Source organism: Allobosea sp. 05T422_2 (assembly GCF_056396265.1).
Genome location: NZ_JBFTLD010000214.1, coordinates 1 through 11,715, shown reverse-complemented (window position 1 = coordinate 11,715; position 11,715 = coordinate 1). Strand labels below are relative to the sequence as shown.

General features: G+C 64.8%; 10 protein-coding genes. 5 read left to right on the top strand and 5 right to left on the bottom strand.

Annotated elements, in window-relative coordinates; all coding sequences use genetic code 11:
• The 5 genes from AC1DJT_RS27175 to AC1DJT_RS27155 all read left to right on the top strand — a co-directional run.
• On the top strand, positions 1-1,105 hold a 1,105-nt coding region (locus AC1DJT_RS27175; protein ID WP_476835259.1), incomplete at its 5' end, for a heterodisulfide reductase-related iron-sulfur binding cluster.
• A 119-nt stretch (positions 1,106-1,224) separates the two neighbouring features.
• Positions 1,225-2,748 (top strand): histidine--tRNA ligase, encoded by a 1,524-nt coding sequence (gene hisS, locus AC1DJT_RS27170; RefSeq protein ID WP_476776314.1) that lies wholly within the window; start codon positions 1,225-1,227, stop codon positions 2,746-2,748.
• Positions 2,749-2,953: 205 nt separating this feature from the next.
• Complete coding sequence (locus tag AC1DJT_RS27165; protein ID WP_441506550.1) at positions 2,954-4,066, top strand: ATP phosphoribosyltransferase regulatory subunit; 1,113 nt, start codon at positions 2,954-2,956, stop codon at positions 4,064-4,066.
• Entirely contained in the window at positions 4,063-5,037 is a 975-nt protein-coding gene (hisG, locus tag AC1DJT_RS27160) for an ATP phosphoribosyltransferase (RefSeq protein ID WP_441506551.1), read from the top strand. The genes AC1DJT_RS27165 and hisG overlap by 4 nt, the downstream gene beginning before the upstream one ends.
• Positions 5,038-5,232: 195 nt before the next feature.
• Positions 5,233-5,715, top strand: coding sequence for an META domain-containing protein (locus AC1DJT_RS27155; RefSeq protein ID WP_441489044.1), 483 nt, complete (start codon positions 5,233-5,235; stop codon positions 5,713-5,715).
• Between the two features lie 105 nt (positions 5,716-5,820).
• On the opposite strand, the gene AC1DJT_RS27150 is transcribed toward AC1DJT_RS27155, so the two are convergent.
• The 5 genes from AC1DJT_RS27150 to groES all read right to left on the bottom strand — a co-directional run bounded on the left by AC1DJT_RS27150 (position 5,821) and on the right by groES (position 11,696).
• Complete coding sequence (locus AC1DJT_RS27150; protein WP_441506552.1) at positions 5,821-7,920, bottom strand: ABC transporter ATP-binding protein/permease; 2,100 nt, start codon at positions 7,918-7,920, stop codon at positions 5,821-5,823.
• Between the two features lie 130 nt (positions 7,921-8,050).
• A complete protein-coding gene (locus AC1DJT_RS27145; RefSeq protein WP_441506553.1) occupies positions 8,051-8,437 on the bottom strand; it encodes a DoxX family protein in 387 nt (128 codons plus the stop codon).
• A gap of 183 nt (positions 8,438-8,620) precedes the next feature.
• Complete coding sequence (phnD, locus tag AC1DJT_RS27140; RefSeq protein WP_476768513.1) at positions 8,621-9,535, bottom strand: phosphate/phosphite/phosphonate ABC transporter substrate-binding protein; 915 nt, start codon at positions 9,533-9,535, stop codon at positions 8,621-8,623.
• A 189-nt stretch (positions 9,536-9,724) separates the two neighbouring features.
• The gene (gene groL / locus AC1DJT_RS27135) at positions 9,725-11,362 is read right to left on the bottom strand and encodes a chaperonin GroEL (RefSeq protein WP_476835258.1); all 1,638 of its coding nucleotides are present in this window, start codon (positions 11,360-11,362) and stop codon (positions 9,725-9,727) included.
• Between the two features lie 46 nt (positions 11,363-11,408).
• On the bottom strand, positions 11,409-11,696 hold the full coding sequence (gene groES, locus AC1DJT_RS27130; protein ID WP_055727595.1) for a co-chaperone GroES: 288 nt from the start codon (positions 11,694-11,696) through the stop codon (positions 11,409-11,411).
• Between the last annotated feature and the right edge of the window lie 19 nt (positions 11,697-11,715).

The following is an 11,715-nucleotide window of genomic DNA, read 5'->3' as shown; positions in this document are numbered from 1 at the left end:
CCTTGTCGATCATGCCCGGGCCCATATCGAGGAGACCTATCAGCGTTCCTGGCATGACGAGGCGTTGCGCCGGGTGCTCGCTGCGATCCTGCCCTATCCCGGTCGGTTCCGCGCCGCGATGCTGGCGGCGATGCTCGGCAAGCCGTTCGGGAGCCTTCTCGGCCTGCTGCCGCAGGTCGGCGGGCGGCTGAAGGCGATGCTGGCGCTGGCGCCTGCACGCCTGCCGGCGCGCTCGACCATGGAGGGGCCGCAGGTTTTCCCCGTCACGGCCGTGCGCCGCAAGCGCGTGGCGCTGCTTTCAGGCTGCGCCCAGCCGGTGCTCGACCCCGCCATCAACGAAGCGACGATCCGCCTTTTGACGCGCCATGGCGTCGAGGTCGTGCTGTCGAAGGGCGAGGGCTGCTGCGGCGCGCTCGTCCATCACATGGGGCGCGAACAGGACAGTCACGTCTTTGCCCGGCGCAACATCGACGCCTGGATGGCCGAGGTCGACGGCGAGGGGCTGGATGCCATCTTGATCACCGCCTCAGGCTGCGGCACCACGATCAAGGATTACGGCTTCATGTTCCGCAACGAGCCGGCCTATGCGGAGAAGGCGGCGACGATTTCGAGCCTCGCGAAGGATGTCACCGAGTTCCTCGAGACGCTCGAGCTGCGCCATGTCCGTGAGGTCGCGCTGCCGGTGACCTATCACTCGGCCTGCTCGATGCAGCACGGGCAGCAGCTCAAGGACGGGCCGAAGCGCCTTCTGAGCGGAGCCGGCTTCAAGGTGAAGGAGGTGCCGGAGGGCCATATCTGCTGCGGCTCGGCCGGTGTCTACAATATCCTCCAACCCGAGATCGCGGGGCAGCTGCGCGAACGCAAGATCGGCCATATCGAGAAGACGAAGCCGCAGATCGTCGCCACCGGCAATATCGGCTGCATGACACAGCTGGCGAAGGGCTTTGCCGACCGCGGTGCGACGACGCCGGTTGTCCATACCGCCGAGCTGCTCGACTGGGCCACCGGCGGGCCGCTGCCGGAGAAGCTGGCAAGGGCGGGGATCAAGGATGCCCCCCTCGGTGATCCACGTCAGCAGAAGGACATGCTGTTCGCGGCCGAATAGGCGCTTCCCGCTCGGGGAGGGGCAAGCGTGCTTGCCCCCGTTGCCCGGTCAAGTTACCGAACGCGGGACCCTATCCTGCGGGCTGTTCCGCATCTCGTTCAAGAAGTGAAGCCTGAACCATGTCGAAACCCGACAAGCTGAAAGCCCGCCAGCCGCGTGGTTTCATCGACCGTGGTCCTGCCGATGTGGCGGCGACCGAGCGCATGCTGTCCGTCATTCGCGAGAGCTTTTCGCTTTATGGCTTCGACCCGGTCGAGACACCCTTCGTCGAATATACCGATGCGCTCGGAAAATTCCTGCCGGACCAGGACCGGCCGAACGAGGGCGTCTTCTCCTTCCAGGACGATGATGAGCAGTGGCTCTCGCTGCGCTACGACCTGACGGCGCCGCTCGCGCGCTATGTCGCCGAGAATTTCGATGCGCTGCCAAAACCTTATCGCAGCTATCGCGCTGGTTACGTGTTCCGTAACGAAAAGCCGGGGCCCGGGCGCTTCCGTCAGTTCATGCAGTTCGATGCCGATATCGTCGGTTCGGGCTCGGTCGCGGCCGATGCAGAGATCTGCATGCTCGCCGCCGACACGATGGAGCGTCTCGGCATCAAGCGCGGCGACTATGTCGTCAAGGTCAACAACCGAAAGGTGCTCGATGGCGTGATGGAGGCGATCGGGCTTGGCGGCGAGGAGAATGCCGGGCGCCGGCTGACCGTGCTGCGCGCGATCGACAAGCTCGACAAGTTCGGCCCCGACGGCGTGCGGCTGCTGCTGGGTGACGGGCGCAAGGACGAGAGCGGCGATTTTACGAAGGGTGCGGGGCTGGGCGCCGAACAGGCCACGCGCGTCCTGTCGATTCTTGATGCCAGGGCCGCGGACAATGCCGCGACCGCACAGCGTCTCGCAGATGGCTTCGCGTCCACGCCCGTTGGCCATGAAGGGGCCGAGGAGCTGCGCATGATGGCGGATCTGATCGCCGCGGCTGGCTATGCCGACCGCGTCGTCATCGATCCTTCCGTGGTGCGCGGCCTCGAATATTACACCGGCCCGGTCTACGAGGTGGAGCTGACCTTCCCGGTCACCAATGACGACGGCCAGGTCGTGCGCTTTGGCTCGGTCGCCGGCGGCGGACGTTATGACGGGCTGGTCGGCCGCTTCCGGCCGGAACCGGTGCCGGCGACGGGTTTCTCGATCGGCGTCTCGCGGCTCTATTCGGCACTGAAGGCGGTGAAGTCGCCATTGGTCGACACGAAGAACGAACTGCCGCTCGTCGTTGTGACCGCCATGGACAACAAGACGCCCGAGCATATGCCGGCCTATCAGGCATTCGTGTCTCAGCTCCGCCAGGCCCGGGACGGGGACGGCAAGCCCTTGCTGCGTGCCGATCTCTATCTCGGCGGCTCCGGCTTCAACGCCCAGATGAAATATGCCGATAAGCGCGGCGCGGTCTGTGCGGTGATCCAGGGCTCCTCCGAGCGCGAGGCCGGCACGATCGTGATCAAGGACCTGATCCTCGGCGCGGAACTCGCCGCCGCCAGCCGCGACGTCAAGGATTCGGCCGAGCACAAAGCGAGGCAGGCCGAGGCCCAGTTCGCCGTGCCGGTGACCGAGCTGGTCGAGGGGGTGAAGCGGGTGCTGAAGCGACACGGCTGATTGAAAGTCATGCTCGCCCTTGTGGCGAGCATCCACGTCTTGAGCGTTCATCGTAGGCAAAGACGTGGATGGTCGGGACAAGCCCGACCATGACGGAAACCGTCGGCAACGAGTCGGTCGCCAAATCCCGCTAACCCAATTCCCTAAAAACCATCGAAAATCCATGACGCGGCTGCTAGGACAGCCGCGCAACAGGAAGCTGCCCTTGTCCGCCACACGCGCCAGCATCGACACCGTGATCGCGCTCCTCGCCGCTGAGGGCTATCAGCGCGCCGAGCCGGCGATTCTGCAGCCGGCCGATGTCTTTCTCGATCTCTCAGGCGAAGATATCCGCCGGCGCATCTTCATGACGCAGGATGCCGATGGCCGCGATTGGTGCCTTCGCCCGGAATATACGATTCCGGTGGCGCTGGATCACATCGCGGCGGGCGTGAGTGCGCCGATGGCCTATGCCTATGCCGGCCCGGTCTTCCGCATGCGCTCGCGTGAGCCGGGTGAATTCGCACAGGCCGGGCTCGAGTCCTTTGGCCGCGCGGATTTTGCCGCAGCCGATGCCGAGATCATGGCACTGACGATCGAGGCGGCGGCGGCGCTTGGCTTGACGCAGCCGCGTGTTCTGATGGGCGACGTCGCACTGCTCGGCGCATTGCTCGATGGTCTGGCCGTGCCCCAGGGCGCGCGCCGCCGGCTGATGCGCGCGGTCGTGCAGGGCAAGGCGGCCGAGGCGGTCGAGGCGCTCGATCCGCCTGCAGCCACTGGCGAAACGGCTCATGCGGGACTGCTCAAGGCGCTGGAGGGGCAGGATCCCAAGGCGGCCAAGGCCTTTGTCGAGGATGTATTGTCGATCGCGGGGATCTCGACGGTCGGAGGCCGCTCCGCCGGCGATATCGCCGAACGCTTCCTGGCCCGTGCCGCTGAGCGCGAGAACCCGGTCAATGAGGATGTGAAGGCCGTGCTCGGCCAGGCACTTGCCGTCACGGGTGATCCCGATGCGGCGTCGGCCGCATTGCGGGCCCTTTCCGACCAGGCTTCGCTCGACCTGGGGCAGCAACTCGACGCCTTCGACGAGCGCACCGGCTTCCTTGCGGCGCGCGGTGTCGATGTCGGCCAGATCTCCTTCTCGACCGGCTTCGCCCGCAATCTCGATTATTACACCGGCTTCATCTTCGAGCTGCATGACCTGGGCCGCAGCGACGGCCGGCCCGTTGCCGGAGGTGGCCGCTACGACAACGTGCTCGGTCGCCTCGGTGCGCCTCAGCCGGCCCCGGCAGTCGGCGCCTCGCTTTGGCTCGACCGGCTGACGGGACAAACATCATGAGCGACGCTCCGCTGGTTCTCGCGGTCCCCTCCAAGGGGCGGCTCCAGGAAAACGCCACTGCCTTTTTCGGCCGTGCCGGACTGAAATTCGTGCAGTCGCGTGGCTCGCGCGACTATCGCGGCACGATCGCGGGATTGGATGGCGCGGAAGTCGCGTTCCTCTCGGCTTCGGAGATCGTCTCGCAACTGGCCTCCGGCGCGGCCCATCTCGGGATCACGGGCGAGGACCTCGTGCGCGAGCAGGTGGCCGATGCCGATGCCGCCGTCGAGATGCTGACGCCGCTCGGCTTCGGCCACGCMAATGTCGTGGTCGCCGTGCCGCAGGCCTGGATCGATGTCCGCTGCATGGCCGATCTCGACGATGTCGCGAGCCATATGCGCGCACGCCATGGCCGCAAACTGCGCGTCGCCACCAAATATGTGAACCTGACACGCCGCTTCTTCGCCGAGCACGGGCTTGGCGACTACCGCATCGTCGAAAGCCTGGGCGCGACGGAGGGGGCCCCGGCCGCCGGCTCCGCCGAAATCATCGTCGACATCACGACCACTGGCGCGACGCTGGCCGCCAACGCCCTGAAGATTCTGGACGATGGTGTCATGCTGGCCTCCGAGGCCAATCTCGTCGCCTCGGTGCGGGCGCCGTGGAGCCCGCGCGCACGCGCCGCCGCCAACGCCATTCTCTCGCGCATCGCGGCCGAGGAGGAGGGGCGTTCCGTCCGGGAGATCCGCGCGCGGCTCACCGATGCGAAGCCTGCGGCCATTGAGGAGATGGTGGCGCGACATGGCGCTCGGCTGCCCTTCGGTGCGCATGCCGAGAGCGGTATCCTGGCCATCCATTGCCCGGAGAAGGCGGTCTTCGCACTGGTCGACGATCTGGCCGGCTCCGGCGCTGACGAGATCACCGTCAACGCCCCAGCCTATGTCTTCCGCAAGGCCAATCCCTTGCTGGAGCGCCTGCTGGCGCGCATCTGAGCGACATCTGGCGCCGCCTTGGGCTGAAGCCGGCCCCATTTCCGACGCGATGCCGCGTGACGTTGCTGGCGCTGCCACTCGGCAAAGCAACGTTGTCGCAATGATCGCAGTTGATCCCAACGCGATACGGTTCTAGGCGTTTCCATGAGAGCGGGGCGTGGGCTATCGTCCCGGCCCCGCATAGGTAGAGAAATGATGAATCGACGCCTTGGCTACGCCGCTGTCTTCGCCCTGAGCCTCGCACCCCTGCTGATCGCGTCGCCGGCTTCCGCCCAGCGAAAGGCGATGTCGCCGCGTGATATGCAGAACCAGCCGGAGCAGGCGCCTGCAGCGCCGAAACAGGAAAAAACCTTCCCCCTGGGCGCCTCCTGGACGGCGATTTCGATGAACGGCAAGTCGATCGCCGATCGCAAGGCCACACTGCAGATCGACTCGAACCTGCGTGGCACCGGTTACAGCGGCTGCAACACGTTTTCCGCTGCGGCATACCCGCTGCGCCAGCAGGGGATCGCGGTCGGCCCCATGGCCATCACCAAGCGCTCCTGCGACAAGGGCGCTGCCGAATTCGAGCGGGCCTATCTGGTCGCCTTGCGCGGAGCTCGCAACTGGGACCTCGTCGAGGGCAGGCTGGTGATCAAGACCGCCTCGGGCGAGTTGCGCTTCGACCGCGGCATCTGACGACGGTCAGCCGCCAGCTTCAGTTCTCCTGACGATCCGCCTTTCCCGACACGAAGCGTGATGCGGGAAAGGCAGACGAGCGCCCGGCTACGGGCGCTCGTTGATTCACGACTGAACGACTGGCTCACGAACCATCGCGCGGGGACTGTGCGTTCCATCCGCGTTCGGCTGCATGACGACGATTTCGTCGTGCATCTCCCGCAATGTCGAGCGATGCCCAATCGAGACAATCTTCGTCTGCGGCAGTGTCCGGTCGATGAGGTCGTAGATCTCTCCTTCCAGCTTCTCGTCGAGCGAGGCGGTGGCCTCGTCAAGGAAGAGCCAGTCGGGCTTGGCCAGCAAGGCGCGCGCGACGGCGAGGCGCTGCTGCTCACCGCCTGACAAGCGCTGGGCCCAGAGGTCGACATCGTCGAGCCGGTCGATCAGGTGGGCGAGCTTGACCTGGGTCATCGCCGTCGCGATGTCGGCATCGGTATAGGTGTCGTCGAGCGCCGGGTAGGACATGGCCGCGCGCAAGGTCCCCTGCGGCAGGTAGGGGCGCTGCGGCAGCAGCATGATCCGCGCACTGGCGGGAACCCCGACCTTGCCTTCCCCGAAGGGCCAGATGCCGGCTATGGCGCGGAACAGCGTCGATTTTCCCGATCCTGACGGTCCGATCACCAGTGTCGAGCGCGCAGTGCCGAGATCGAGCCCGTCGATCCGCACGATCGGCGTGCCGTTCGGCAGCGTCAGTGTCGCGCCGTCGATATGGACCTCGTTCCCGGGGAGTTCGGTCTGGTGGATGCCCTTCTCGCCGGCCGTGGCGGCTTGCGCCTGCCCGATCGCCGCCTCGAAAGTGGTCAGGCGGTTGATCGAGGCCAGATAGGAGGCGATGGCCTGATAGCTGTTGATGAAGAACGACATCGCCGTCTGGACACGATCGAAGGCCGAGGCAACCTGCGTCATGATGCCGAGCGTGATGATGCCCGTGAAGTAATGCGGTGCGAGCAGCACATAGGGCACGACCACATTCGCCTGATTATAGGACAGGGTGAAGCTGGTCAGCTTCACCCGGCTCCAGACCAGTCGATAGAAGTTCGAGACGATGTCGCCGAAGCGCTGGCTCAGATGCCGCTGTTCGGAGGCTTCGCCGCGCATCAGCGCGATCTGCTCGGAATATTCACGCAGACGCGCCAGCGAGAAGCGGAAGTTCGCCTCCCGGCGTTCCTGCTCGAATTCGAGCCCGATCAGGGGCTTGCCGATGAGATGCGTGATCCAGGTCGCCGCGATCGCGTAGATCAGCGCCATCCACAGCAGGAAGCCCGGGATGATGATCTCGGTGCCCGGAATGGTGATCGGAACGGGAATCGACCAGAGGATGATCGAGAACGAGACGAGTGTCGAAATCTGCGACAGCAGCGGCAGGGCGAAGTTGTAGGTCTGATTGACGAAGGCGCGGGTATCTTCCGCGATACGCTGGTCAGGGTTGTCGGCAGTGCCCGCCAGCGAGATCCGGTAATGAGTGGCGTTGCCGAGCCAGCTCTTGCTGTATTTTTCCGCCATCCAGCGCCGCCAGCGGATCAGCAGCGTGTAGTTGGCGAACATCTCGATCAGGTTCGAGACCACCGAGATGGCGGCCCAGACACTGAAGACATAGATCAGCTGATACCAGAATGACGGCGCATCCTTCTCCTGGATCGCGTTGTAGAAATCGCGATTGAAGAAGCTCAGACGCAGCGAGATGCCGACCTGCGCTTGATTCAGGATCACCAGAAAGATCAGCAGGATGACGCCGAGGCGCCCGAGCTGGATCTGATAGGTGCCGAACGGCCAAAGGTACGCCGTCGTCGTCTCGGTCGAGGAAAAATAGGGCGATGCCAGGCGCGAGATGCGCTGGATCATCGGAATGAAGGAGATCGCATAGATCAGGATGCCGAAGACGGCGACTGTCGTGGCGAGGCTGGCAGGGGGAGCGATCGCGGCCCAATCGGCAGGCCAGTAGCCAAGCTGCGCGAGCACCGAGCCGGCCCCGAAGACGACGTACTCAACACCGAAAATCCCGGAAAAGATCTTCAGGAAGAAGCTGGTCTCGGTCGAGCGATAGGTGGCGAGTGCGAGCAGCACACCCACGGCGCCCATACCGAGCATGCCGCCGCTGCCGCTCTGCTGCCCCGCCACGAGCGCGATGGCGGCGAGAGCAGCGACAAAGAAACTCAAAAGACGCATCAGGTCTTCCTTACCGGGGAACTCGCGCCAGCGTCGGCGCATGCGGATAATATCTTCTAGCCGACCGGATCAGACAAAAAAGCCCGGCTCAAGGCCGGGCGTGTCGATTTCAGCGATTTGTGATGCGACGTCAGCCGCGATCGAGCGACAGCCGGCCGGGCCCCGCGGCGAACAGCACAAGGAAGCCGCCGACGACGGAGAGGTTCTTCATGAAGAGGAGCTGCTGCATCGGCTGGGCCCAGTTCAGGTGGAACAGCAGCGTCGCAGCCAGCGTGAAACCGGCAAGGGCAAGTGCTGCAAGACGCGTCTTCCAGCCGAGAACGACCATCAGGCCGCCCAGAAGCTCGACCGCGATCACGAGAGGCAGCAGAATGGCGGGCACGCCAGCCGAGGCCATGTACTGCTGTGTACCGGCATAGCCGCTGATCTTGGAGTAGCCAGCGAGCACGAACATCAGGGCAAGCAGGATGCGGCCGACGAGCTTGGCGCCGTCGGCAAGGGCGGGCGAGTTCAGCATGGAGCAGACCTTCGCAAGAGAGTGCCACAGAGCGCGGCGGAATGCCGCAGCTTGCGGGAATAGGGCTTACAACCAAAGTCGATGCAAGAGCCGGTCCGGCCCGCGGAACCAATTCCCGGCTTCCATCGGCGACTTCATTGTTGAAAACGCCTTTCGTGCCGCCTTGCGGCGGCAGATCGCCGCTCAGCCTGCGGGCTTCTGCTTGCGCCGGGCTTCAAGCTCCTCCGTCACCGCGATGATATCGAGATAGTCCTCGTGTTTCGCCGGGGCGTAAGCGGAAACCTGACCGTCGGTGTAGACCTTCCAGACCTCGGGTGCCTGCGCCTTCATCGCCATCATCGCAGCGACGAAGGCATCCTTCAGTCCCTGGGGCAGGTTGGCCCGTGTCGAGAACGGGCTGGAGGGGATCAGGGGCGAGGTCCAGATCACGCGTGTCGCGCCTGCCGGAATCATGTTGCGCGCGGTGAGGCGCTGGACGACGCCGGAGGTCTCGTTGACCTGATAGGTCGCCACCCCGTCGAACTGGCCGCGCACCAGCGCCAGGACGGAGTTGTCGTGGCCGCCGGAGAAGACGGTGCCGCCGAAATGGTTCTGCGGATCAAAGCCCTGTTTGCGCAGGAAATAGGACGGGAAGGCGAAGCCCGACGTCGAGTTCGGATCGGCGAAGGCGAAGTTCTTGCCCTTCAGATCCGCAACCGACTTGTAGGGGCTGTCGGCACGAACGACGATGACCGAGTAATAGCCTTCCTGGCCGTTGTTATCGATGTCGCGGAACAGAGGCTGCAGCTTGTCGCCGAGGACACGCCGGCCGAGCGAGTCGACCGCGGGCCCGAAGCGGGCGAACTCGAGCTGGTCGGCCCGCAGTGCCTCGACGAGGCCGGCATAGTCGCTGACCCGATAGAGTTTCACGGGAACGCCGAGCTTGCCTGTGAGATAGTCGATCACCGGCTGGTTGCGGGCGATCGCGCCCGCCTCATGTTCTGCCGACGAGACGCCGAAGCGGATTTCCTTGATGCTCTGGCGCCAGTCGCTCTGGGCCAGCGCGGGAAGGCAGGTGAGGGCGCCAAGGCCGGCAATCATGGTGCGACGTGTGAGCATATCTGGCCCCTGAAACAGTGAGCGTCATTTGCTCAGCGGGACGCGACGGCGCGATTACGGCGGGATGGCGGTTGCGTGACGCGTCGGGCCGCTGTCGCGCACCGAGGCAGAGCCAGGGGCTGGCAGATATGAAAAAGGCCCGGCTTGCGCCGGGCCTCCGTCGTATTCGCGAGAAGCGATGGACTTCGATCAGAAGTCCATGCCGCCCATGCCGCCGCCGCCCGGCATAGCCGGCATGGCGTCCTTCTTCGGCAGCTCGGCGATCATCGCCTCGGTGGTGATCAGCAGGCCGGCGACCGAAGCCGCGTCCTGGATCGCCGTGCGCACGACCTTGGTCGGGTCGATGATGCCGGCCTTGACCAGATCGCCGTACTCGCCGGTCTGGGCATTGTAGCCGTAGGCGTAGTCCTTCGACTCGAGCAGCTTGCCGACCACGACAGCGCCGTCATCGCCAGCGTTGTCGACGATCTGCTTGGCCGGGGCCATGATCGCCTTGCGGACGATCTCGACGCCGGTCTTCTGGTCGTCGTTCTGGGTCTTGATCGACTTGACGGTCTGGAGCGCGCGCAGGAGCGCCACGCCACCACCCGGCAGGATGCCTTCTTCGACCGCAGCGCGGGTCGCGTTCAGGGCATCGTCGACGCGGTCCTTCTTYTCCTTGACTTCGACYTCGGTCGCGCCGCCGACGCGGATCACCGCGACGCCGCCAGCGAGCTTGGCCAGACGCTCCTGGAGCTTCTCGCGATCGTAGTCAGACGAGGTCTCCTCGATCTGCGCCTTGATCTGCGCAACGCGGCCCTCGATGTCCTTCTTCTTGCCGGCGCCGTCGATGATCGTGGTGTTCTCCTTCTCGATACGCACCTTCTTGGCGCGGCCGAGCATGTYGAGCGTCACGGTCTCGAGCTTGATGCCGAGGTCTTCCGAGATCAGCTGACCGGCGGTCAGGATCGAGATGTCCTCGAGCATGGCCTTGCGGCGATCGCCGAAGCCCGGAGCCTTGACGGCCGCGACCTTCAGGCCGCCACGGAGCTTGTTGACGACGAGGGTGGCGAGAGCCTCACCTTCCACGTCCTCGGCGATGATCAGCAGCGGCTTGCCGGTCTGAACGACGGCCTCGAGGATCGGCAGCATCGCCTGGAGCGACGACAGCTTCTTCTCGAAAACGAGGATGTAGGGGTCCTCGAGCTCGRCRACCATCTTCTCGGCATTGGTGATGAAGTAGGGCGAGAGATAGCCACGGTCGAACTGCATGCCTTCGACGACATCAAGCTCGGTCTCGGCGGTCTTGGCCTCCTCGACGGTGATGACACCCTCGTTGCCGACCTTCTGCATCGCGGTGGCGATCATCTTGCCGACCGAYTCGTCGCCGTTGGCCGAGATGGTGCCGACCTGCGCGACTTCCGCGTTCGARGTGACCTTCTTCGAGTTCTTCTTCAGGTCCGTGACGATGGCTTCGACCGCGAGGTCGATGCCGCGCTTCAGGTCCATCGGGTTCATGCCGGCGGCAACCGACTTCAGGCCTTCGCGCATGATCGCGGCGGCGAGCACGGTGGCCGTCGTGGTGCCGTCACCGGCGGCGTCRTTCTGCTTCGAGGCSACTTCGCGCACCAGCTGGGCGCCCATGTTCTCGAACTTGTCGGCGAGCTCGATCTCCTTGGCGACGGTGACGCCGTCCTTGGTGATGCGGGGAGCGCCGAACGACTTGTCGATCACGACGTTGCGGCCCTTGGGACCGAGCGTGACCTTGACGGCGTTGTTGAGGATTTCGACGCCGCGCAGCATCCGGTCGCGCGCGTCGGTGGAGAACTYGACGTCTTTAGCAGCCATGCGAGCTACTCCTTAATGAAAACGGGGAATGGAGGTCGCGTGGCGTTCAGCCGACGACGCCCATGATGTCGGATTCCTTCATGATCAGGAGATCCTGGCCATCGATCTTGACCTCGGTGCCCGACCACTTGCCGAAGAGGACGCGATCGCCCTTCTTGACGTCCAGGGCAACGAGCTTGCCGGCTTCGTCGCGGGCGCCAGGGCCGACGGCGACGACTTCACCCTCTTGGGGCTTTTCCTTGGCGGTTTCGGGGATGATGATGCCACCCTTGGTCTTCTCTTCGCCATCAAGGCGACGGACCACGACGCGGTCATGCAGCGGACGGAACTTCATGGTTCTGTCTTCCTCTAAG

Coding starts and splice junctions, on each gene's coding strand:
- AC1DJT_RS27150 (WP_441506552.1), bottom strand. CDS start 7,920: ATGCGTCTTTTGAGTTTCTTTGTCGCTGCTCTCGCCGCCATCGCGCTC.
- hisS (WP_476776314.1), top strand. CDS start 1,225: ATGTCGAAACCCGACAAGCTGAAAGCCCGCCAGCCGCGTGGTTTCATC.
- groES (WP_055727595.1), bottom strand. CDS start 11,696: ATGAAGTTCCGTCCGCTGCATGACCGCGTCGTGGTCCGTCGCCTTGAT.
- phnD (WP_476768513.1), bottom strand. CDS start 9,535: ATGCTCACACGTCGCACCATGATTGCCGGCCTTGGCGCCCTCACCTGC.
- AC1DJT_RS27145 (WP_441506553.1), bottom strand. CDS start 8,437: ATGCTGAACTCGCCCGCCCTTGCCGACGGCGCCAAGCTCGTCGGCCGC.
- AC1DJT_RS27155 (WP_441489044.1), top strand. CDS start 5,233: ATGAATCGACGCCTTGGCTACGCCGCTGTCTTCGCCCTGAGCCTCGCA.